At 71.7% G+C, this 22718-nt stretch carries 20 protein-coding genes; 9 read left to right on the top strand and 11 right to left on the bottom strand.

Features of this window, described 5'->3' with window-relative positions:
* Positions 1 to 147 precede the first annotated feature (147 nt).
* From G3I60_RS10575 to G3I60_RS10560, 4 genes are all read right to left on the bottom strand, one after another.
* The gene (locus tag G3I60_RS10575) at positions 148 to 984 is read right to left on the bottom strand and encodes a 1,4-dihydroxy-6-naphthoate synthase (protein WP_164295943.1); all 837 of its coding nucleotides are present in this window, start codon (positions 982 to 984) and stop codon (positions 148 to 150) included.
* 1 nt (position 985) lies between these two features.
* The gene (locus G3I60_RS10570; protein ID WP_164295945.1) at positions 986 to 1648 is read right to left on the bottom strand and encodes a futalosine hydrolase; all 663 of its coding nucleotides are present in this window, start codon (positions 1646 to 1648) and stop codon (positions 986 to 988) included.
* 13 nt (positions 1649 to 1661) lie between these two features.
* Positions 1662 to 2153, bottom strand: coding sequence for a hypothetical protein (locus G3I60_RS10565; RefSeq protein ID WP_138358922.1), 492 nt, complete (start codon positions 2151 to 2153; stop codon positions 1662 to 1664).
* Between the two features lie 158 nt (positions 2154 to 2311).
* Complete coding sequence (locus G3I60_RS10560; RefSeq protein ID WP_138358924.1) at positions 2312 to 3742, bottom strand: MFS transporter; 1431 nt, start codon at positions 3740 to 3742, stop codon at positions 2312 to 2314.
* Between the two features lie 227 nt (positions 3743 to 3969).
* Between G3I60_RS10560 and G3I60_RS10555 the strand changes: the two genes are divergently transcribed.
* On the top strand, positions 3970 to 4863 hold the full coding sequence (locus tag G3I60_RS10555) for a DUF3027 domain-containing protein (protein WP_164295946.1): 894 nt from the start codon (positions 3970 to 3972) through the stop codon (positions 4861 to 4863).
* 904 nt (positions 4864 to 5767) lie between these two features.
* Entirely contained in the window at positions 5768 to 8944 is a 3177-nt protein-coding gene (locus G3I60_RS10550) for a sacsin N-terminal ATP-binding-like domain-containing protein (RefSeq protein WP_164295948.1), read from the top strand.
* A gap of 22 nt (positions 8945 to 8966) precedes the next feature.
* Here G3I60_RS10550 and G3I60_RS10545 read toward each other — a convergent pair whose 3' ends face one another.
* Complete coding sequence (locus G3I60_RS10545; protein ID WP_138353495.1) at positions 8967 to 9431, bottom strand: MarR family winged helix-turn-helix transcriptional regulator; 465 nt, start codon at positions 9429 to 9431, stop codon at positions 8967 to 8969.
* 121 nt (positions 9432 to 9552) lie between these two features.
* Between G3I60_RS10545 and G3I60_RS10540 the strand changes: the two genes are divergently transcribed.
* The gene (locus tag G3I60_RS10540) at positions 9553 to 10983 is read left to right on the top strand and encodes an MFS transporter (protein WP_164295949.1); all 1431 of its coding nucleotides are present in this window, start codon (positions 9553 to 9555) and stop codon (positions 10981 to 10983) included.
* Positions 10984 to 11046: 63 nt separating this feature from the next.
* Positions 11047 to 11214, top strand: a complete 168-nt coding sequence (locus G3I60_RS10535; protein ID WP_164295951.1) for a hypothetical protein — start codon at positions 11047 to 11049, stop codon at positions 11212 to 11214.
* Between the two features lie 48 nt (positions 11215 to 11262).
* Here G3I60_RS10535 and G3I60_RS10530 read toward each other — a convergent pair whose 3' ends face one another.
* Together G3I60_RS10530 and G3I60_RS10525 are read right to left on the bottom strand one after the other, a co-directional pair.
* On the bottom strand, positions 11263 to 13656 hold the full coding sequence (locus G3I60_RS10530; RefSeq protein ID WP_164295952.1) for a cation-translocating P-type ATPase: 2394 nt from the start codon (positions 13654 to 13656) through the stop codon (positions 11263 to 11265).
* A gap of 86 nt (positions 13657 to 13742) precedes the next feature.
* The gene (locus G3I60_RS10525; protein ID WP_138353498.1) at positions 13743 to 14027 is read right to left on the bottom strand and encodes a DUF2530 domain-containing protein; all 285 of its coding nucleotides are present in this window, start codon (positions 14025 to 14027) and stop codon (positions 13743 to 13745) included.
* 163 nt (positions 14028 to 14190) lie between these two features.
* On the opposite strand from G3I60_RS10525, the gene G3I60_RS10520 reads away from it, so the two are divergent.
* Positions 14191 to 15645, top strand: a complete 1455-nt coding sequence (locus G3I60_RS10520) for an NCS2 family permease (protein WP_164295954.1) — start codon at positions 14191 to 14193, stop codon at positions 15643 to 15645.
* A gap of 61 nt (positions 15646 to 15706) precedes the next feature.
* Here the strand turns inward: G3I60_RS10520 and G3I60_RS10515 are convergent, their stop codons facing one another.
* A complete protein-coding gene (locus tag G3I60_RS10515; protein ID WP_138353500.1) occupies positions 15707 to 15895 on the bottom strand; it encodes a ribbon-helix-helix protein, CopG family in 189 nt (62 codons plus the stop codon).
* Between the two features lie 101 nt (positions 15896 to 15996).
* Here G3I60_RS10515 and G3I60_RS10510 point away from each other — a divergent pair, with 101 nt between their 5' ends.
* The 3 genes from G3I60_RS10510 (at position 15997) to thpR (ending at position 18475) form a co-directional block, all read left to right on the top strand.
* Entirely contained in the window at positions 15997 to 16437 is a 441-nt protein-coding gene (locus tag G3I60_RS10510; RefSeq protein ID WP_138353501.1) for a MarR family winged helix-turn-helix transcriptional regulator, read from the top strand.
* 132 nt (positions 16438 to 16569) lie between these two features.
* Entirely contained in the window at positions 16570 to 17919 is a 1350-nt protein-coding gene (locus G3I60_RS10505) for an MFS transporter (RefSeq protein WP_164295955.1), read from the top strand.
* 10 nt (positions 17920 to 17929) lie between these two features.
* Entirely contained in the window at positions 17930 to 18475 is a 546-nt protein-coding gene (thpR, locus tag G3I60_RS10500) for an RNA 2',3'-cyclic phosphodiesterase (RefSeq protein WP_164295957.1), read from the top strand.
* 189 nt (positions 18476 to 18664) lie between these two features.
* Here the strand turns inward: thpR and G3I60_RS10495 are convergent, their stop codons facing one another.
* Together G3I60_RS10495 and G3I60_RS10490 are read right to left on the bottom strand one after the other, a co-directional pair.
* Complete coding sequence (locus G3I60_RS10495) at positions 18665 to 19660, bottom strand: aldo/keto reductase (RefSeq protein ID WP_164295959.1); 996 nt, start codon at positions 19658 to 19660, stop codon at positions 18665 to 18667.
* Between the two features lie 83 nt (positions 19661 to 19743).
* Positions 19744 to 20415 (bottom strand): GDSL-type esterase/lipase family protein, encoded by a 672-nt coding sequence (locus tag G3I60_RS10490; RefSeq protein WP_232485338.1) that lies wholly within the window; start codon positions 20413 to 20415, stop codon positions 19744 to 19746.
* 94 nt (positions 20416 to 20509) lie between these two features.
* Between G3I60_RS10490 and G3I60_RS10485 the strand changes: the two genes are divergently transcribed.
* A complete protein-coding gene (locus G3I60_RS10485; protein WP_164295961.1) occupies positions 20510 to 21538 on the top strand; it encodes a hypothetical protein in 1029 nt (342 codons plus the stop codon).
* Between the two features lie 57 nt (positions 21539 to 21595).
* Here G3I60_RS10485 and serC read toward each other — a convergent pair whose 3' ends face one another.
* The gene (gene serC, locus G3I60_RS10480) at positions 21596 to 22714 is read right to left on the bottom strand and encodes a phosphoserine transaminase (protein ID WP_138353507.1); all 1119 of its coding nucleotides are present in this window, start codon (positions 22712 to 22714) and stop codon (positions 21596 to 21598) included.
* Between the last annotated feature and the right edge of the window lie 4 nt (positions 22715 to 22718).

The raw sequence follows: 22718 nt of genomic DNA, 5'->3' as shown, positions 1-22718 counted from the left end.
CCGCACCCACTCCTCGAGCGCGGCCCGTTCCTCATCCGACAGCGTCAACTCGGCCTTCGGCCGCCCCATCCGTGCCATAGGCCAAGCCTACACATCTGAACAAAATTCCCGACTCAGAACACTAGGGGTCGCGGGGGATTCGCGGCGTCAGAACGTCAGCGCGTCGGGGCCGAGGGGCGGTACCAGTCCCTCGGCCGCCGCGCGGGTGAGCAGGCCGCGGACCGCCGCGTAGCCGTCCTCACCGAGGTCGGCCGTGAACTCGTTCACATAGAGCCCGATGTGCTGGTCGGCGACCGCCGGGTCCATCTCCTGCGAGTGGGCCAGCACGTAGTCGCGCGAGGCCGCCGGGTCGTCCCACGCCATCCGCACCGACGTCCGGATCGCGTCCGCCAGCGCGTTCAGCTGCTCGGCACCCAGCGACCGCTTGGCGATGATCGCGCCGAGCGGGATCGGCAGGCCGGTGGTGTCCTCCCAGTGCTCGCCCATGTCGGCGAGCTTGTGCAGCCCGTACTGCTGGTACGTGAAACGCGCCTCGTGGATGACCAGGCCCGCGTCCACCCGGCCGTCCCGCACCGCGGGCATGATCTCGTGGAACGGCATGACCACGACCTTGCCGATACCCTCCGGCACTTCGGCCGCCGCCCACAGCCGGAACAGCAGATACGCCGTCGAGCGCTCGCTCGGCACCGCGACGGTCTTCCCGGCCAGGCTCATGGGTTCGCGGGTCAGCACCAGCGGGCCGCAGCCACGGCCCAGGGCGCCGCCGCACGGCAGCAGCGCGTACTCGTCCAGCACCCACGGCAGGACGGCGTACGACACCTTCAGCACGTCGTACTCGCACTCCGCGCCCTGCTCGGCCAGGGTGTTGGTGATGTCGATGTCCGCGAACGTCACGTCCAGGGCGGGCGCGCCCGGCACCAGGCCGTGCGCCCACGCGTGGAACACGAAGGTGTCGTTCGGGCAGGGCGAATACGCGATCTTCATGTCAGGTCCCCAGGTCCTCACCGTCGAGCGCCGCCGGGAGTTTCCCGAAAGCCCCGGTCAGCGCGGCGAGCGCCGCCCCGATCCGCCAGGCCGCGCGGTCGCGCGGGCCCACCGGATTCGACACCGTACGGATCTCCAGCACGGGTACGCGGTGCGCCGCCGCGGCCTCCGCAACGCCGAACCCCTCCATCGCCTCGACGACGGCACCGGGATGGCGGTCCGCCAGCTCGGCGGCCCGCTCGGCGCTTCCGGTCACCGTGGACACCGTCAGGACCGGCCCGTGGACCGCGCCCAGCGCCCGGGCCACGGCCGCGCTCAGCGCGGCGGGCGGCCGGTGCTCGTTCACTCCGAAGCCCAGTTCCGCGACGGGCAGGAAACCGTCGGGCGTCTGCGCGCCCAGGTCCGCAGCCACGATGGTCTCCGCGACGGCCACCGACCCCAGGGGAGCGGCGGGCTGGAAGCCGCCGCCGATCCCGGCGGAGACCACCAGGTCGTACGGGGAGTCCGCCGAGGCCAGCGCGGTGGCCGTGCCGGCCGCCGCGGCGGCCGGGCCGACCCCTGCGGCGATCACGTCGCAGTGCACCGCGGGGTGCGCGGCCGCGCGCAGTCCTGCGGTCACGGCATCCCGTTCCGCCGCCACCGCGGTCACCACCAGCAGACGCATCTCCGCGGACCCGCTATGCGGCCTTCTCCAGCTTGAACTGCCAGACACCGAAGACGTTGTCGGCGGTGGCGTCGGAGCTGCCGACGATGTTCAGCGTGGCGTTCTTGAGCGGCATCGAGCTGCCGGTCTGCGGGTCGCTGACCGTGAAGATCCCGGCGGACTCGGTGAGCGTCCAGTACGTCTCGTCCTTCAGGACGTCCGTCTTCTGGTTCACGCCCGAGGCGATCAGCCAGCCCTTCTCACCGATGGACGGGTCGACGCCGACCCGGATCTTCTCACCCGGCTTGACCTTGATCGTGTGCTTGGGGGCGGCGCTCAGGCACGCGATGAAGATCGCGCTCGGCAGCTTCTTGCCCTTGGCGTAGCACTTGTCAGTGGCCTCGGTGGTCACGGTCTTGGTGCCCACGGTCACGGTCGCCAGCGGGGTCGGCTTCTCACAAGCGGTGAGGAGGACCAGCCCGAGGGACACGGCACCGAGGGCGGCGGCAGCGCGGCGAATGCTCATGGAGGTGAGGCTACCGGGCGGTCGGCTTCCCGCCGCGCGGGGGTACGGCGTGGCGTCGCGCCGCGGGAGGTCGCGCCGCGGGAGGTCGCGCGGCGAGAGGTCGCGCGGCGGGAGGTGGCACGGGAGGCCGTGCGGCGGGCCGTCCGGCCGTCGGTGCGTCACGCCACGCGCGGGCGGGCCGTTCCGCGGCGGGCCGCGCCCATCAGGCCGCGGACCGACAGGACGAAGCCCACCAGCACCAGGCCGGCCGCCACCGCCATCCCCAGCGAACCGATCAGCGGCAGCAGTATCCCGAGCCCGCCGCCGACGACCCATGACAGTTGCAGGGCGGTCTCCGAACGGGCGAACGCCGACGTCCTGACCTCTTCGGGGACGTCGCGCTGGATGAGCGCGTCCAGCGACAGCTTGCTCAGCGCCTGGGCGATACCGGCCACCGCCGCGACCGCCGCGACCGTCACCGTGCCGTACATCAGCGCGGCGACCGTCGTCGCCGCGAGCGCGCCGATCAGCGCCATCGCGATGATGATCTCCGGGCCGCGGGACTTCAGCCACGCCCCGAGCGCGGTCCCCAGCGCGTTGCCCGCGCCCGCCGCGACCGCCACCATGCCCAGCGAGAACGCCGGCGTCAGTCCGCTGAACGGGTGCTCGCGCAGCAGGAACGCCAGGAACATCGTCAGGAAGCCGGACAGCGCGCGCAGCCCGGAATTGGCCTGCAGCGCGTGCAGCACGGACGATCCGACGCCCAGCAGCCCCGGCTTGCGTCCCGGCCCGCGCAGCCCGTCGCCCGGCAGTCCGGCGCCGGGCGTGTCGATGCCGTCGCCGGCACCGCCCGTGTCGGCGGCCCGCAGCTCGGCGAACCGCGCCTTCGCCTCGCCCTTCGCCGAGTCCACCTTGTGCGGCAGCGACATCGACAGCAGCGCCCCGCCCGCGAACACCACGAACGCCCCGTACAGCGGCCACTGCGGCCCGATCATGTGCAGCCCGGCGCCGATCGGCGCCGCGATCGCCGTCGCCAGCAGCCCGGCCAGCGTGACCCGCGAATTCGCCTTCACCAGCGTCGTCTGTCCTGGCAGGAGTCTCGGTACGACGGCGCTGCGCACCACGCCGTACGCCTTCGACGCCACGAGCACGCCCAGCGCCGCCGGGTACAGGCCGAGGCCCGCCGTCGTCACCACCGACGCCATCGTCCAGGCGAGCACCGCCCGCGCCAGCATCGCCATCGCCATGGCGGCCCGGCGGCCGTGCGTCATCCGGTCCAGCAGCGGGCCGATCACCGGCGCGAGCAACGCGAATGGCGCCATCGTGACCAGAAGATAGAGCGCCACCCGGCCGCGCGCCTCGCCGGTCGGTACCGAAAAGAACACAGTGCTGGCGAGAGCGATCGTGATCAACATGTCGCCAGCAGAATTCACCGCGTGCAGTTCGATCAGTTTCGCGAGTCCGGACTCGCCCGCCCCGTGGGCGTGCGTGGACCGCCGAATGCGGCGGCGCACGGCCCCACCGGACCGCCGCGCCGCGCTCACCAGGGCGCGTCCTGCCCTGCGGAGGGGCCCCGGGCCGGACGTCACTACGCTTGCCACGAAGGCCATCCTGCCCCAAATGAGCTGCCTGTCACCCCCTCCTTTGCGCACGCGGTGCGCACGGGTAGCGTGCGATCGCGCAGAATGGGTGCCAACAGGTGCGCCCGAGGTCGTTCGGGTAGGGAAAGAAGCGTCGACGCGGTCCGCAGGTCCGCTCCGTTTTGGCCCCCGCCCGCTTCCGGCGGCGCACACGTGAGACGGCGTAACGGAGAGAATCGATTCTTGTGAGTGCTGCGATGCGAAGCCGTACCCCAGACCGCCTGTGCGCCGAGGCGGTCGATGTCGCGCTGGCTGTGACCGAGGAGGCCGCCGGGCCGCAATCGGTCGGCGAGCATCTTGGCGTCGTCGCCGAGGGCGACCGCGTCGTCACTCACTATTTCGCCTGCAAGGAACCCGCGTACCGCGGGTGGCGCTGGGCCACGACGCTCACGCGGGCCTCGCGCGCCAAGAACATCACCATCGACGAGACCGTGCTGCTGCCCGGCGACGACTCGATCCTGGCCCCCGAGTGGGTGCCGTGGAGCGAGCGGCTCCGGCCGGGCGACATGGGGCCCGGCGACCTGCTGCCGACCGAGTCCGACGATCTCCGTCTCGAACCCGGATGGAGCGGCGAGGACGCGCCGCTGCCGAACTCCGTGGTGTCGGAGGAGCTCGCCGACGTCGTCGAGGCCGAGGACGCCGAGCTGTCCGGCCCTGCGGCCGCGCTTCCCGCGATCGGCAGCATCGGCGCGATCGCCGGGGAAATCGGGATGGGCCGCCGGCGTGTCCTCTCGCGGTACGGCCTGCACGCCGCGGCCGACCGCTGGGAGGAAGAGTTCGGCCCCAAGACGCCGATGGCCCAGGCGGCCCCGGCCAACTGCCTCAGCTGCGGCTTCTTCGTCCCGATCGCGGGCTCGCTGCGGCAGGCGTTCGGCATCTGCGCGAACGAGTTCTCGCCGGCGGACGGGCGTGTCGTGTCGCTCGGGTACGGGTGCGGGGGTCACTCGGAGGCGGCGGTGATGCCGAAGCCGCCGGTGCCGGCGCCGATGACTCTTGACGAGATCAATGAGGTGGATCCGCTGGTGCTGCATCCGGATCGGCATGGGTCGGTGGAGGAGTCGACGCCGGCGGAGGAGCTGGGTCACTCCTAGGCCGTTGAGGGCTCCGGTGCCGGGGCCCTCCGGGCCGGGGCTTCGAAATCGACTATTGACGATCCCCCAACCTCCGGCCGGGGTGCCCCCAGCGGCCCACAAATAGCTCGGCAGCATTTCGAGCAACCCCTCCCCTAGCCTCCGGCCGGAGGCGCCCCCAGGCGGCCCCGGTCCCCTCGCGTCACAGCCGGCCTGCGGGAGCGCGGCTGTTGTTTGTGACGTGCATTCGTGACGGCAAAGGTTGGGGGAGGGCGGGGATAGCCCGCCGCAGGCGCAATGGCGCTGCGGGGTCCGCGTACCGGTACCCGCGACGGGCCTGCGCCCGCCCGCCCGTCTGGACCTGGCCAGCAGGCAAGGGGCGGGGGTGGCGAACAGCTCGCCGCAGGCGTGACGGTGCTGCGGGGCTCCGCGTACCGGCACTTCCCGCCGCCGTAGGCGCAATGGGCCTGCGGGGCACCCGCCCCTCTGGACCCGGCCGGTAGGCGAACAGGGCGGGTGGGTGGGAAACAGCTCGCCGCAGGCGTGACGGTGCTGCGGGGGCTCGCGTACAGGTGCAATGGGCCCGGCGGGCACCCGCCTGTCTGGACCCGGCCGGTAGGCGAAGAGGGCGGGTGGGTGGGGAACGGCCCGCCGCAGGCGTGACGGCGTCGCGGGGGCCCGCATACGTGCACCCCCGCCGGAGGCGGTGCGGCCCGCCGCAGGCGTGACGGCGTCGCGGGTGCCCGCGTACGTGCACCCCCCGCCCGAGGCGGTGCGGCCCGCCGCAGGCGTGACGGTGTCGCGGGGGCCCGCGTCCCGCACCGCCCCGTCGGCAGGGGCTGACGTACCCGCCAGGTCCGCCGGAGGCGCATGAAGCGATACCTTCCCCAGGCAGGGGATTACGCGAGGCGAGGGAGACACCGACGTGAGCGGCGCAGCGGCGGTACGGGAATCCGGCGGGGCAGCGGCGGCGGATGGTTTCGGGACGGGGCGGCTGCGCCGCGGGGTGCTGGACGCGTGGGCGGCGTCGGCGGCGCGGTTCAGGGAGGACGCCAACGCCGAGGAGGACCTGGCGCTCGGCGGCTACCGGGACCGGCTCGTCGTCGAGCTGGCGCAGAACGCGGCGGACGCCGCGGTGCGGGCCGGGGTGCGGGGCAGCCTGCGGCTGACGCTGCACGCGGCGGAGGGCGACAGCCCCGCCGTGCTGGCGGCGGCGAACACCGGGGCGCCGCTGGACGCCGCGGGGGTGGAGTCGTTGTCGACGCTGCGGGCGTCGGCGAAGCGGGAGGACGCGGAGACCACCGTCGGCCGGTTCGGCGTGGGGTTCGCGTCGGTGCTGGCGGTGAGTGACGAGCCGGCGGTGGTCGGGCGCTCCGGGGGTGTGCGGTGGTCGCTGGCGGAGGCCAGGGCGCTGGCGGCGGAGACGCCGGGGCTCGCGGACGAGCTGCGGCGCCGGGACGGGCATGTGCCGCTGCTGCGGCTGCCGTTCCCGGCGGAGGGTTCCGCGCCGGACGGGTACGACACGGTCGTGGTGCTGCCGCTGCGGGACGGTGCCGCGGAGGATCTGGCGGAGCGGCTGCTGGCGGGGATCGACGACGCGCTGCTGCTGACGCTGCCGGGGCTGTCCGAGGTCGTGGTCGACACGCCGGACGGCGTAAGGACTTTGACGCAGCGTCAGGACGATGGAACGGTCCTCGTGGAGGACAGCGCGGCGGGTGCCGCGACCCGGTGGCGGGTGGCGTCGGCGGCGGGTCCGCTGGAGGCGGGGCTGCTGGCGGACCGGCCGGTGGAGGAGCGGTTGCGGCCGGTGTGGTCGGTGACCTGGGCGGTGCCGGTGGAGGGGGACGGTTCGCCGGGCCGGCCGCGTACGGCGGGCGTGGTGCACGCCCCGACGCCGACGGACGAGCCGCTGGGCCTGCCGGCGCTGCTGATCGCGTCGTTCCCGATGGATCCGAGCCGGCGGCACGCCGCGCCGGGTCCGCTGACGGACTTCCTGGTCGCGCGTGCGGCCGAGACCTATGTGGAGCTGCTGCGCGACTGGCAGCCGGTCGGGGCCGGCATCGTGGACCTGGTGCCGGGGCCGCTCGGCAAGGGGGAGCTGGACGCGGAGCTGCGCCGGCAGGTGCTGGCCGGTTTGCCCCGTACGGCGTTCCTGCCGCGGGCGGTGGCGGTGCCGACGAGCGGCGACGCGCCCGAGGTGGCGGAGGGCCGGTGGGACGGCGGGGTCGGCGGTCCGGTGGTCGAGGGCGAGGCGCTGCGGCCGGTGGACGCCGAGGTCGTGGAGGGTGCGCAGGCGGAGGCCGTCAGTGTGCTCGCCGAGGTGTTCCCGACGCTGCTGCCGGCGAGTCTTGAGCGCCGCCCGGAGCTGCGTGCGCTGGGTGTGGCGCGGTTGTCGCTGGCCGACGCGATCGACCGGCTGGCGGGCGCCGAGCGCCCGGCGGTCTGGTGGCGCCGGCTGTACGACGCGCTGGCCGGGACGGATCCGGACCGGCTGACGGGCCTGCCGGTGCCGTTGGCGGACGGCCGGACGGTCGTCGGTCCGCGCCAGGTGCTGCTGCCGCTGCCCGACGGCGGGGTGGACCTCGCGCCGCTGGCCCGGCTGGGGCTGAAGGTGGCCGACCCCGAGGCGGTGCATCCGCTGCTGGAGAAGCTGGGCGCGCTGTCCGCGACGCCGAACGCCGTGCTGACGACCCCGCAGGTGCGGGCGGCCGTCGCCGGTTCGCTGGATTCGGGGGAGATCTGGGACGAGGACGGCCTGGACGCCGACGAGCTGGCGGAGGTCGTGCTCGGGCTGGTGAAGGCGGCGGGTCTCGCGCCGGGCGACGAGCCGTGGCTGGGGGCGCTGGCGCTGCCCGACGACGAGGGCGAACTGGCCCCGGCGGGCGAGCTGGTGCTGCCGGGCAGCGCGCTGGAGCAGGTGCTGCGGGAGGGCGAACTCGCCCCCGTGGACCAGGAGCTGGCCGACCGCTGGGGCGGGCAACCGCTGACGGCCGTGGGCGTGCTGGCGACGTTCGCGCTGGTGCGGGCGGCTGACGTGGTGCTGGATCCGGACGAGCTGGAGCCGCGCGAGAGCGACTGGGCCGAGCCGGACGACGTCGGCCTGCTGGACGCCGTCGACGTGTGGTGCGAGGACGTGTTGGACCGGCTGCCGGAGACGGATGTCCCGCCGGTCGCCACGGAGATCGTCGCGGTCCGGGATCTGGATCTGGTCGACGACGACGCGTGGCCGCAGGCGCTGGCCATGCTGTCCCGGCCGCCGCTGCGCGACGCGATCACCGCGCCCGTACGGGTGCTGCTGCCGGACGGTACGACCGAGTCGGTGCGTGCGTACTCGGCGTGGTGGCTGCGCGACCACCCCGTGCTGGACGGCCGCCGGCCGGTCGGTCTGCGGGCCGCCGGGGGCGATCCGCTGCTGGCGGGGCTGTACGACGAGGCCGATGTCGATGTGGACGAGCAGGTGCTGCGCGCGCTGGGCGTCCGGACGACGGTGTCGGCGCTGCTGGACGAGCCGGGCGGCGGCGCCGAGCTGCTGGCGCGGCTGGCCGACCCGGACCGGCCGGTGACCTCCGCGCAGCTGCTGCGGCTGTACGCGGCGCTGGCCGCGCTCGACCCGGAGCAGGTGACGCTGCCGGACGAGCTGCGGGCAGTCGTCGACGGCGAGGTGTGCGTCGTGGACGCGGGTGACGCGCTGGTCGCGGACGCCCCGGACCTGCTGCCGCTGGCCGCCGGGCAGCCGCTGCTGCCGGTACCGCCGTACCGGGCGGGGGACCTGGCGGAGCTGTTCCAGGTCCGCCGGCTGAGCGAGGCGTACGACGCGCCGGTGGTCTCCGAGGGGGAGACCCACGAGGTCCCGGCGGCCGTGCACGAGCTGCTGCCGACGGCTCCCCGGTCGTACGTCGAGCACGAGGAGCTCGTGGTGGCGGGCGGCACGGAGCTGGACTGGCGTTACGTCGACGGTGTCCTGCACGCCGCGACCGTCGAGGGTGTCGCGGCCGGGCTGGCGTGGGCCGCGGGGCAGTGGCAGCGCCGCTTCGAGCTCGCGGCGCTGCTGGAGGACTCGTCCCGCACGGAGGAACTGGCCCGCGCCCGCTGGTTCGACTAGGGAGTGACTCCGAACCAGGCCGTCAGTGGCCTGAGCTGAGTCTGGCCGCCTGGGCCCGCCCCACTTCGGTGGCGCGGCCCAGGAAGTCGGCGATGACGTCGAGCTCGCGGTCGCTGTACCCGTCGAGGATCTCGGTGAAGGCCTCGCCGGGCTCGTCCCAGGCTTCCCCGACCCTGGTGAGCGCCTCCGGCGCGAGGGCGACGAGCGCGCGCCTGCGGTCGCCGGGGTCGGCGGTCCTGACGACCAGGCCGGCCTTCTCCAGACGGTCGACGAGCCGGGTCGCGGAGCCGGCCGTGAGGCCGGTCAGTTTGGCGATCCGCCCGGTGCTCAGCGGCTCCGGCTCCATGCCGAGCAGACCCAGGCACTGAAGGTCGGTGGGGTGCAGGCCGAGGTGGTCGGCCATGGCCTGGTTGAAGACCGTCCAGGCGGCGTAGTGGCGCTGGCTCTCGTCGGCGATCCGGGCGAGCAATTCTTTTCGGCTTGACATCGGGTCCTTCTTGCTCCAGATTTATGTGCGTGACGCAACATCTGCGCGGCGCAATCTGATCGCCGCGATTGCATCCTACGCGGCTCAGGCCGCGCCCTTCTCTCCGAAAGATCCAGCTCTCATGTCCACACTCACGCTTTCCCCTGCCACGGCCGCCGAGGCAGTCTCCCCGAACCGGCGGTGGGCCATCCTCGCCGTCATCCTCATCGCCGACGTCCTGGACCTCCTGGACGCGACGATCACCAACATCGCCGCACCCACCATCAGCAAGGACCTGAACGGGGGCGCCGCCCTCATCCAGTGGCTCGGCGCCGCCTACGCCCTCGCGCTCGGTGTGCTCCTCGTCGTCGGCGGACGCCTCGGCGACAAGTTCGGCCGCCGCCGCGTCTTCCTCGTCGGCCTCACCGGCTTCACCGTCGCCTCCATCGCCTGCGGACTGTCCTTCAGTCCCGCCTCGATCATCGTCGCCCGCCTCGTCCAGGGTGCCTTCGGCGCCCTGCTGATCCCGCAGGGCTTCGGCATCCTCGGTGCTGTCTTCCCGCGTGACCAGATCGGCAAGGCGTTCAGCGCCTTCGGTCCGACCCTCGGCATCTCCGCCGTCGGCGGCCCGATCCTCGCCGGCTTCCTCATCGACGCCGACCTGTTCGGCGCCGGCTGGCGCTCCATGTTCCTCATCAACATCCTGCTCGGCGGCTTCGCGATCGTCGCCGCCGTCAAGCTCCTGCCGAAGGACACCGGCGACTCCACCACCGCCGTCGACGGCATCGGCTCCGGCCTGCTCGCCGGCACCATGCTCGGGCTGCTCTACGGCCTGATCGAGGGCTCCTCCAACGGCTGGACCCTCGTCCCGTTCGCCTCGCTCGCCGCCGGCCTCGTCTTCTTCGGCCTGTTCTGCCACCGTCAGCGCACCGCCGCCAGCCCGCTCATCCAGCCGTCGCTGCTCAAGAACCGCGGCTTCACCTCCGGCCTCATCCTCGGCATCGTGTTCTTCGCCGCCAACGCCGGACTGCTGTTCGTCCTCTCGCTCTTCCTGCAGAACGGTCTGGGCTACTCCCCGATGCGCGCCGCGCTCGGCCTCGCCCCCGTCGCCGCCGGCATCGTCGTCGCCTCCATCGCCTGCTACCAGCTCGTCGGCAAGCTCGGACGCAACCTCGTCCTCATCGGCCTGCTGATCACCCTGATCGGCACCGGCTGGCTGCTCGCCCTCGTCCACGCCTACGGCACCGACCTCGGCACCTGGTCGCTGCTCACCCCGATCCTGATCATCGGTCTCGGCATGGGCACCTGCTTCGGCACCATCTACGACGTCACCATCGGTGACATCGACCCCAAGGAAGCCGGCAGCGCCAGCGGCTCCCTCAGCGCCGTCCAGCAGCTCGCCAACGCCATCGGCGCCGCCGTCGTCACCACGGTCTACTTCAAGACCCTCGCCTCCGACGACGAGGCCCACGCCATGACCTACAGCCTGATCGTCGTCGCCTGCGTCGCGCTCCTCAGCACCGGCCTCGTGTGGCTCATGCCGCGCAACGCCCAGCCCGACGACCACCACTGATCCCGCACCACCGGCCGGCCCTTCACGTTCGACGCCGTCACCCCCGAGGCCTGGAAGGCGGAGATGGCGGAGTACGTGCCCGCCGCCTACGCCGACGGCCTGCTCGACTACTGGCGCTCCACCGACGGCAAGCCCGTCGACCTCACCACCGCCGTCGAGGAGCTGACCGGTCACCCGGCGCGCAGCTTCGCGGTGTGGGCCGAGGAGAACGCCGCCGAGTTCGTGAAGTAACCGCCGCATCCCGGGTGTTCCCGGTGTCCGCGGTATCCCGGTGGGTCGTCAGTCGCTGTCGTGGACGCGGAGCGTTCGCCAGACCAGTTCCAGAACGAGCCCGGCCGCGAGAGCGACCCCCACCGCCACCCACGGACCCTCCGTACCCACCAGTTTGAGCGCGAAGAACTTCTGCAGCCAGGGCGTGACCAGCACGATCAGGAAGCACGCGCCCATCGCCAGCACCAGGCAGACCCGCCACAGCGTGTAGGGGCGGGCGACGATGGCCAGCACCCACATGGAGATCAGGAACAGGGTGAGGGTCGCGTTGCTGGTCTCGGCGTCCAGCGCCCCGTCACCGGTGTAGTGGTGGCGGGCCAGCAGGTACTCGCCGAACGTCGCCACCCCGCAGATGACGCCCGCGGGCGCCGAGTACCGCATCACCCGTCGTACGAAGTGCGGCTTGGCCCGCTCCTTGTTGGGAGCGAGCGCCAGGAAGAACGCCGGGACACCGATGGTCAGGGTGGACAGCAGCGTCAGATGGCGGGGCAGGAACGGGTACGGCACCTGCCAGAAGACCACCAGCAGCGCCAGCAGCACCGAATAGACGGTCTTGGTGAGGAACAGCGTCGCCACCCGCGTGATGTTCCCGATGACGCGGCGGCCCTCCGCGACCACCGAGGGCAGCGTCGCGAAGCTGTTGTTGAGCAGCACGATCTGCGCGACGGCCCGGGTCGCCTCGGATCCCGAGCCCATGGAGACGCCGATGTCGGCGTCCTTGAGGGCGAGCACGTCATTGACGCCGTCGCCGGTCATCGCGACGTTGTGGCCCCGGGACTGGAGCGCCGCGACCATGTCGCGCTTCTGCTGCGGGGTGACCCGGCCGAAGACCGCGCCGTTCTCCAGCACGTCCGCCATCGCGTCCCGGTCGGTGGGCAGTTGGCGGGCGTCGACCGGGTGCTCCGCGCCGGGCAGCCCGAGCTTGCCGGCGACCGCGCCGACCGAGATCGCGTTGTCGCCGGAGATGACCTTGGCGTGGACGCCCTGTTCCTCGAAGTACCGCAGGGTGTCGGCGGCGTCGGGGCGCAGCCGCTGTTCCAGGATGACCAGCGCCTGCGGGACGACGTCCGCGGCGACGCCCGGATCGTCGAGCCGGCGCTCGGTGCGCGCGAGCAGCAGCACCCGCAGGCCCTGGTTGTTGAGTTCGTCGATGTCGGCGAGGGCGGTGTGGCCGGTGGGCAGCAGGATGTCGGGCGCGCCGAGCAGCCAGGTGCTGCTGTCGCCGTCGGGCTCGTTGAAGGCGGCGCCGCTGTACTTGCGCGCGGAGGAAAAGGGCAGCGCCTCGGTGCACCGCCAACCGTCGCTTCCGGTCCCGTCCTTCACCGTCACCGGGTAGGCGGCGACGATCGCCTGGAGGCTGGCGTTGGGCCGCGGGTCGGAGCCGCCGAGCGCGCCGAGCACCTGCTGGACGTACGGCTCCGTGGCGCCGTCGAGCATCCGCAGCCCGGTGACGTCCATCCCGCCCTCGGTGAGGGTGCCGGTCTTGTCGAGGCAGACGACGTCGACCCGCGCCAGGCCCTCGATGGCGGGGAGTTCCTGCACCAGGCACTGCTTGCGGCCGAGCCGGATGACGCCGATCGCGAAGGCGACCGAGGTCAGCAGCACCAGTCCCTCGGGGACCATGGGCACGATGCCGGCGACCGTACGGCGCACCGCCTCGCGCCAGTCGTGGTCCTGGAGCACGAGCTGGCTGATGATCAGGCCGATCGCGGTCGGCACCATCATCCACGTCACGTACTTGAGGATCTCGCTGATGCCGTTGCGCAGTTCGGAGTTGACGAGGGTGAAGCGGGACGCCTCCTCGGCGAGCTGCGCGGCGTAGGCCCCGCGGCCGACCTTGGTGGCGGTGAACGCGCCGCCGCCGGCGACGACGAAGCTGCCGGACATGACGGGGTCGCCCGGTTTCTTCAGCACCGGGTCGGCCTCACCGGTGAGCAGCGATTCGTCGATCTCCAGCCCCTCGGCCTCGACGACCTCGCCGTCGACGACGGCCTTGTCGCCCGGGCCCAGCTCGATGAGGTCGCCCAGCACGATCGCGGAGGTGTGGATCTCGACGGCCGTGCCGTCGCGGCGCACGGTGGGCTTGGCCTCGCCGATGACGGCGAGGCTGTCGAGGGTCTTCTTGGCGCGCATCTCCTGGATGATGCCGATCGCCGTGTTGGCGACGATGACGAAGCCGAAGAGGCCGTCCTGGATCGGTCCGACGACGAGGATGACGAGGAAGAGCACGCCGATGATGGCGTTGAACCGGGTGAAGACGTTGGCCTTGACGATCTCGGTGGTGGAGCGCGACGACCGGACCGGAACGTCGTTCACCTCGCCCCGGGCCACCCGCTCGGCGACCTCACTGCTGGTCAGTCCGGCGTTGCGGGCAACGACCTGGGTGTCCGTGCGATCCGTCATGGCACCGACGCTACGTGCGGTTCGCCCGGTTCACCCGCCGGACGGAGCGGTCCGGGTGACCGTTCGGACGGGTATGGGGTGATGTTCTACGGGGTGACGTTCCGGCCGTCCTGCCGGGCTTCGCGCTGTGCGGCTTCCCGCTGCAGGGCCGCGTTGCGCCTCCGGACGTACCAGAGGCCGAAGAGGCCGAGCAGGCTGCCGGCGAGGCAGGTCCAGATCCACCAGGCGTGGCCGTGGTCGGCGTACCAGCCGTAGAAGGGGAGCTGCCCGATGAAGAGCACGAACCAGACGACCGTGCCGACGAGGACGGTCGCGATGTCGTTCGCTTCCAGCGGCTCGGGTGTCTCGTGCGTGGCTTTCCACTTGCTCATGCGGTCAGGGTACGTGGTACCGGCAGGTGCCCCATGGTGGGGTGCGGCCGGTCGCCGCAAGGGTCTACGCGCGGAGATAGCGCTCGATCACTCGTTTGTTCATACTGAAACGGTCCCCCGGTGACTGGTTTCAGTCGTACGAACGCACAAATAGAGGACCTACATGTCCCCCTCGGCCACCGCTTCGGTCGACGCCAAGAACCCGTCACCCGCACCGCCCAAGAACGGCCTCGACCGCTTCTTCCGGATCTCCGAGCGGGGATCGTCGGTCTCCCGCGAGGTCCGGGGCGGGCTCGCCACCTTCTTCGCGATGGCCTACATCATCGTGCTGAACCCGATCATCCTCAGTTCCGGTGTGGACAAGTACGGCCACCACCTGGACGGTGGCCAGCTGGTCACCGCCACCGTGCTGACCGCCGCCTTCACCACCCTCCTGATGGGCGTCATCGGCAATGTGCCGATCGCGCTCGCGGCCGGCCTCGGTGTGAACACCGTCGTCGCCCTGCAGCTCGCACCCAGGATGAGCTGGCCCGACGCGATGGGCATGGTCGTCCTGGCCGGTTTCGCGATCATGCTGCTGGTCGCCACCGGGCTGCGCGAGCGGGTGATGAGCGCGGTACCGCTGGGGCTGCGCAAGGGCATCGCGATCGGCATCGGCCTGTTCATCATGCTGATCGGCCTCGTCGACTCGGGCTTCGTCACCCGAATCCCGGACGCCGCGCACACCACCGTCCCGCTGCAGCTGGGCTCGGACGGCCACCTCAACGGCTGGCCGGTGCTGGTCTTCATCCTGGGCGTGCTGCTCACGCTGGTCCTGATCATCCGCAGGGTGCCGGGCGCGATCCTGATCAGCATCGTCGCGATGACGGTGCTGGCCCTGATCATCGACGCGGTCGCGGACATCCCCGGCATGGCCTGGGGGCTGACCGTCCCCGAGTGGCCCGGCAACCCGGTGGCCGGCCCGGACTTCGGACTCATCGGCAACGTCAGCCTCTTCGGCGGCTTCGGCGAGGTCGGGATACTGACCGGGGTGCTGTTCGTCTTCACCGTGCTGCTGTCCTGCTTCTTCGACGCGATGGGCACGATCCTCGGCGTCAGCGACGAGGCGCACCTGCTGGACGAGAAGGGCGACCTGCCCGGCATGAACAAGGTGCTGATGGTCGACGGCATCGCCACCGCCCTCGGCGGCGCCACCTCCAGCTCCGCCAACACCTGCTTCGTGGAGTCCACGGCCGGTGTCGGCGAGGGTGCCAGGACCGGCCTCGCCAGCATCGTCACGGGGCTGATGTTCGTGCTCGCGCTGTTCTTCACCCCGCTCGCCACGATGGTCCCGGCCCAGGCCGCCACTCCCGCGCTGATCGCGGTCGGCTTCCTGATCCTGGCGAACAGCGTCCGGGACATCGACTGGGACGACTTCACGATCGCCGTCCCGGCGTTCCTGACGATGGTGATGATGCCGTTCACGTACTCCATCACCAACGGCATCGGCATCGGCTTCGTCAGCTTCTGCCTGCTGCGGCTGGCCGCGGGGCGCGGCCGTGAGGTGCCGGTGGCCCTGTACGTGGTCGCGGCGGTCTTCGGCTTCTACTACCTGATGCCGGCCCTCGGCCTGACCTGAGGCCCGGCCTGACCGCCCCGGCGTTGTCGGGGTGGGTGTCGGGATGGTGTCGGGGCGCCACTCACCCCGGCGGAGCGGCGTAGAACCGCTCCGTCTCGTCGACGGCGGTCTTGAACCGCTCGTCGAAGTCGTCGCGAACGAGCGTCCGGACCACGTAGTCCTGGACGCTCGTTCCGCATTTGGCGGCGTGGTCACGGAGCCGATCCAGCAGGTCGGCGTCTATACGCAGGCTGAGCACTCTCGATGCCATATGCCAAAGGTCCCCGCCGGGGGTGGTTCCAGGTGTCGTTTTCGGGCGCTAACTCACTCATATGGGTGAGGTTTACTTAGCCTAGGTAATGAGCTACGCTAATGAATGTGACCGAACTGTCCGAGGACGACCGCGCCGCAGTGAACTCTCTGCGCTCCGCAGTGATGCGACTGTCGCGGCGACTGCGCCACCAGCGGGTGGACGAGTCGCTCAGCCCGACCGAGATGTCCGTGCTGGGTACCCTCGCCCGCTGCGGCTCCGCCACACCCGGGGAGCTGGCCCGCAAGGAGCACGTCCAGCCGCCCTCCATGACGCGCATCGTCGCGATGCTGGAGGCCAAGGACCTCGTCCGCCGGGACCCGCACCCCGACGACCGCCGCCAGGTGGTCGTCAGCCAGACGGAGCAGGCCGAGGCGATGCTCGAGGAGAGCCGCCGCAAGCGCAACGTGTGGCTGGCGCAGCTCACGGAGGGGCTGAGCGACGACGAGCGCGCCGTGCTGCGCGCCGCGGCGCCGGTCCTGGAGAAGCTCGCACAGCTGTAGTGACACCCGAGACGTTCCGAGAAGCAGTGACACCCGAGATGTAGTGATACCCGACCGGCGGACGGCGGGTGCAGAAGAACGTGGAACAACCAGAAGTGAAGCGCAACGCCACACAGGGGAGGCGAACCTAGATTGAGTTCGGCAGCCGGCTCAGACACCGCACCCGGACAAGAACCCGATACGACCACGAAGCGCGGCATGTTCAGCTCGCTCAAGGTTCGTAACTACCGGCTCTTCGCGACCGGCGCCGTGGTGTCCAACACCGGCACCTGGATGTCGCGGATCGCCCAGGACTGGCTGGTGCTCAGCATCACCGGTTCTTCTTTCGCGGTGGGTATCACCACCGCGCTGCAGTTCCTGCCGATGCTGCTCTTCGGCCTGTTCGGCGGTGTCATCGCCGACCGTTACCCCAAGCGGCAGATCCTGCTGTGCACCCAGGCCGCGCTCGGCGGGCTCGGGCTGCTGCTCGCCGCACTGACGCTCAGCGGGCACGTCCAGGTCTGGCACGTGTACGTCATCGCCTTCGCCCTCGGCATGGTGACCGTCGTCGACAACCCGGCCCGGCAGACCTTCGTGGTCGAGATGGTCGGCCCCGGCGAGATCCGCAACGCGGTCTCGCTGAACTCCGCGAACTTCCAGGCCGCCCGGCTGATCGGCCCCGCCGTCGCCGGTGTCCTGATCACCGCGGTCGGCAGCGGCTGGGCATTCCTGCTCAACGGGCTGTCGTTCCTCGCCCCGCTCGCCGGCCTGCTGATGATGCGCACCGCCGAGCTGCACAAGGTCGAGCGGGTGCCGCGCGGCAAGGGCCAGCTGCGGGAGGGCCTGCACTACGTCGCCGGGCGCCCGGAGCTGATCTGGCCGATCGTGCTGGTCGGGTTCATCGGGACCTTCGGCTTCAACTTCCCGATCATCCTCACCGGCTTCGTCAACCACGTCTACCACTCCGGTGCGAGCACCTACGGGCTGCTGAACACCATCATCGCGCTGGGCTCGCTCGGCGGCGCGCTGCTCGCGGCCCGCCGCGGACGGACCCGGCTGCGGCTGCTGGTGGCCGCCGCGTTCGCCTTCGGGGCGCTGGAGGTGGTGGCCGCGGTGGCGCCGTCCTTCTGGATGTTCGCGCTTCTGCTGCTGCCGATCGGCGTCTTCGGGATGACGTTCAACACCTCGGCCAACGCCTCGGTGCAGCTCGCCTCCGACCCCGCCATGCGGGGCCGCGTCATGAGCCTGTACATGATGGTCTTCGTCGGTGGCACCCCCATAGGCGGCCCGGTCGTCGGCTGGGTGACGGACACCTACGGGGCCCGCGTCGGGTTCCTGTCCGGCGGCCTCGTCGCGGCGCTCGCGGCGGTCGGTGTCGGCCTGGTGCTGGCCCGGGTCGGCGGGCTGCGGCTCAAGGTGGACCTGCACCGGGGAAAAGACCACCGGCTGATCGAGTTCGTGCCCCGTGAGGGCGCGGCCGCCCCACTGGTGACGGCCGCGTGAGGCCGTCGGCATGAGACTGTTCGCCGCGGTCCTGCCGCCCTCCGGGGTGGCGGACGAACTCGATCTGGCCGTCTCCCCGCTCCACCGGCTCCCCGGAGCCGGCCGGCTGCGCTGGACCGAACGCGCCGGATGGCACTTCACGCTCGCCTTCCTCGGCGAGGTCGCCGACGGGACGCTCCCCGCGCTGCGGGACGGCCTCGCCGCCGTCGCGCGGCGGTACGCGCCCTGCGAACTGCAGCTGTCCGGCGGCGGCCGGTTCGGCGAGCGGGCGCTGTGGGCGGGCGCCGCGGGCGACACCGGCCGGCTCGCGGAACTGGCGGACTCCGTCCAGGGCGCCGCCCGGCAGGCCGGCGTCGATCCGGCGCAGGAGCACGCGTACACCCCGCACCTCACGCTGGCCCGCAGTCGCGGCGGCGTGGCCCTCGGCCCGTACGCCGCCGCGCTCGACGGTTTCCTGGGTACGCCGTGGTCCGCGGACACCCTCGCGCTGGTGCGCAGCCACCCGGCGCCGGACGCCCACTACGAGACGGTGGCGACCTGGCCGCTGGGCCGGTGACCCCGGCCGGTTAACCTCGACACGTGGACCCCAAGACCCGAACCCGTGTAGTGACCGCCGCCCTCGTCCTGATGCTCGTCGTGGTGGTCGCGGGCGCACTGCTGCGCTGAGAGGCCGTCGCGCCCGCCCACGGCCACCGGCCCCGCCCGCCGGGCCCCGGTTCTCACCGGGACCCGGCCTGGCCGGGTCCTACCAGGCGAAGGCTTCCGGGGACGGCCCCGGGCCGGGGAAGACCTCGTCCAGTGCGGACAGGAACTCCTCCGACAGCTTCAGCTCGACCGCGTTGAGCGCCGAGTCCAGCTGCGCCTGCGTCCGCGGGCCGACGATCGGCCCGGTCACCCCGGGCCGGGTCAGCAGCCACGCCAGACCGACATCACCGGGCGCCAGGTCGTGCTTGTCGCACAGGTCCTCGTACGCCTGGATCTGGTCGCGCTGCGCCGCGCTCTTGAGCGCGTCCGCGCTGCGGCCGGACGTCGAGCGCGCGCCGCCGCCCTCGCGCTCCTTGCGGAGCGCCCCGCCGAGCAGCCCGCCGTGCAGCGGCGACCACGGGATGACCCCGAGGCCGTACGCCTGCGCCGCCGGGATGACCTCCATCTCGGCACGCCGCTCGGCCAGGTTGTACAGGCACTGCTCGCTGGTCAGGCCCAGCGAACCGCGACGGGCGGCCGCCTCGTTGGCCTGCGCGATGTTCCAGCCGGCGAAGTTCGACGAACCGGCGTAAAGGATCTTGCCCTGCTGCACGAGGACGTCGACGGCCTGCCAGATCTCGTCCCAGGGCGTGTTCCGGTCGATGTGGTGGAACTGGTAGAGGTCGATGTAGTCCGTACCGAGCCGCTTCAGGCTCGCGTCGGCGGCACGGCGGATGTTGAGGGCGGAGAGCCGGTCGGCGTTCGGCCAGGCGTCACCCTCGGCGGCCATGTTGCCGTAGACCTTCGTCGCGAGAACGGTCTTCTCGCGGCGCCCGCCTCCCTTGGCGAACCAGGACCCGACGATCCCCTCGGTGCGGCCCTTGTTCTCGCCCCACCCGTACACATTGGCGGTGTCGAAGAAGTTGACGCCCGCGCCGAGCGCGGAGTCCATGATCGCGTGACTGTCGTTCTCATCGGTCTGGGGACCGAAGTTCATGGTGCCGAGCACCAGGCGGCTGACTTTGAGACCCGTGCGTCCGAGCTGCGTGTACTCCATGACCCCTAAGCCAAGCTCTTCGAGTGCGCTCGAAGCAAGGGGGTGGCCGCCCGCTGGGACGGGCGTGTCAGGGGGCGCCGCGCCTACCGGCCCGCATACGGTCCGCCGACCCCCCAGGCCTGGTGCATCGCGTCGGCGAACGCGGCCGCGAGGCGGTGTTCGCCAGAGGGACCGGGGTGTGTGCCGTCGTAGGTGTCGGTGAACAGCTCGTAGCCGTCCGGCCGGGACGCGAGCAGCAGGGGAGAGGCGCCGGTGTCCAGATCGGCGACGGCCTTGGCCATCCGGACGTTGAGGTCCCGGCACTGCTCGGCGAAGGGGAGATCGTGGTCGGCCCGGATGTTGGGTATCACCGGCAGCAGCACCATGCGGATCCGCGGATTGGCGGACCGTGCCTCGCCGACGAAGCTCCGCAGGTTCTCCGCGGTCTGCTCGGCGGTCGTGTAGAAGCCGAGATCGATCAGACCGAGCGAGATCAGCAGGAGATCGGGACGGTGCGCGCGCACCGCGTCCCCGATCAGCGGCGCCATGTGCAGCCAGCCCTCGCCCCAGCCGGCCAGATGCCGCCGGGCGTCCGCCGGGAAGGCCGGGTCGGCGTACGCGTGCGAGACGGGCTCGCCGCGCTCCTTGTCGTGCAGCGCGGTGCGCGGGCCGACCACCGTGAACGGCTCGCCGAGCGAGCACAGGTGCTGCCACATGCGGTAACGCCAGGTGAAGTCGCCCGCGCTGCCGATGGTCATGGAATCGCCGACGAACATATAACGCACGCTGAGATCATCGCGGATACCCGGCCCCGGCCGCGATGCCCGGCGGCGTGAAGCCCGACACATGACGGGATGGCAGGCTGGGGGCATGCCGCGCTCCCGCATCGCCCTCGCCGCCTCAGTCGCCGCCGCGGCGTTCGCCGTTCTCGGACCGGTGCCGGGGGCCGTCGCCGACGGCGGGCCCGCCGTCGCGTTCACCATCAGCGACCCCCGGATCACCGAGTCCAGCGGACTGGCCGCCAGCCACCTCCACAAGGGCGTGTACTGGACCCACAACGACAGTGACGACGGCCCGTACGTCTACGCGGTGGACTCCGCGACCGGCAGGACCGTCGCCAGGGTCACGATGCGCGGCATCGACCCCCGTGACGTGGAGGCGATCTCCATCGGCCCGGACGGCGACATCTACGTCGGCGACATCGGCGACAACCTCGGCGGGACCTGGCCGCATGTGTGGATCTACCGGTTCGCCGAGCCCAAGCAGCTGGGGAACACGACGGTGGACGTCATCCGCTACACGGTCCAGTACGAGGGCGGCCCGCGGAACGCGGAGGCGCTGATGGTGCACCCCAAGACCGGCCGGGTCTACATCGCCAGCAAGAACGAGGACGGCGGCGCCCTGTACGCGGGCCCGAAGAAGCTCAGCCCGAAGGGGGTGAACGTCTTCCGGAAGATCGCCGAGGTGCCCTGGGTGACCGACGGTTCGTTCTCGCCCGACGGCACCCGGCTGGTGCTGCGCGGCTACTTCTGGGCGACCGCCTGGCGGTGGTCCGGCGACGCCCCGACGAAGATCGGCAGCCTCGATGTGCCGATGCAGCGGCAGGGCGAGTCGGTGGCCTTCACCCCGGACGGCCGAGCGCTGATGTACGGCAGCGAGGGGAAGAACAGCGAGGTCTGGCGGGCGCCGCTCAACGGCGAGGACCTGCCGGACTCCGTGGCCCCGGACGCCACCGGATCCGCCGGCACGGGCCGGCCGGGCGGCAAGGGACCGGCCGCGGACGCCGCCAAGGACGGCTCGTCCGGCCACGGTGTGACCGTCGTCGGTTTCGCGGTGCTCGCCGCGATCTTCGTCGCGGCCACCGGCCTGCGCCGGATCCTTCGCCGCCGTCCCGACTGACGAGGGGCCCGGCCGTCACCGGCCGGACCCCTCGTCAGTCGTGCGTCGCGGGTGCGGTTACAGCTTGTCGATGACGTAGTCGATGCAGACCGTCAGCGCCTCGACGTCGGCCGGGTCGACCGCCGGGAACATCGCGACCCGCAGCTGGTTGCGGCCCAGCTTGCGGTACGGCTCGGTGTCCACGATGCCGTTGGCGCGCAGCGCCTTCGAGATCTGGGTGGCGTCGATCGCGTCGTCGAAGTCGATGGTGCCGATGACCTGCGAGCGCTGCTCCGGGTCGGCCACGAACGGCGTCGCGTACGACGACTTCTCGGCCCAGCCGTACAGCCGCGACGAGGAGTCCGCGGTGCGGGCGACCGCCCAGTCCAGGCCGCCCTGGCCGTTGATCCAGTCGAGCTGGTTGGCGAGCAGGAAGAGCGTGGACAGCGCCGGGGTGTTGTACGTCTGGTTCTTCGTCGAGTTGTCGATCGCGGTCGGCAGGTCGAAGAACGCGGGGATGTGCCGGCCGGACGCGGCGATCTCGGCGGCGCGTTCCAGCGCGGCCGGGGAGAACGCGGCCAGCCACAGGCCGCCGTCCGCCGCGAAGGACTTCTGCGGGGCGAAGTAGTAGACGTCGGTCTCGGTGATGTCGACCGGCAGGCCGCCCGCACCGGAGGTGGCGTCCACCAGGACGAGTGAACCGGCGTCGGCGCCCTGTACGCGCTTGATGGGTGCGGCGACACCCGTCGAGGTCTCGTTGTGCGTGAACGCGTACACGTCCACACCGGCCTCGGCGACCGGCACCGGGTGGGTACCCGGGTCGGACTTGACGACCGACGGGTCGTCCAGCCACGGCGCGAGCTTGGCCGCGGTCGCGAACTTGGAGGAGAACTCGCCGAACGACAGGTGCTGGGACTTCTGCCGGATCAGACCATGGGTGGCGATGTCCCAGAACGCGGTGGACCCGCCGTTGCCGAGCACTACCTCATAGCCCTCGGGCAGGGAGAACAGCTGCCGGACACCTTCACGGACCTGGCCCACCAGGTTCTTCACCGGAGCCTGCCGGTGAGAGGTGCCGAGCAGGGACGTGCCGGTCGCGGCCAGCGCTTCGACCGCCTCCGTCCGTACCTTGGAGGGGCCCGCGCCGAAACGGCCGTCGGCGGGCTTGATGTCAGCGGGAATCTGGATATCAGCCACGGGC

Source organism: Streptomyces sp. SID13666, from assembly GCF_010548325.1.
Classification (GTDB): domain Bacteria; phylum Actinomycetota; class Actinomycetes; order Streptomycetales; family Streptomycetaceae; genus Actinacidiphila; species Actinacidiphila fildesensis.
This window is presented reverse-complemented; position numbering and strand designations above follow the sequence as displayed.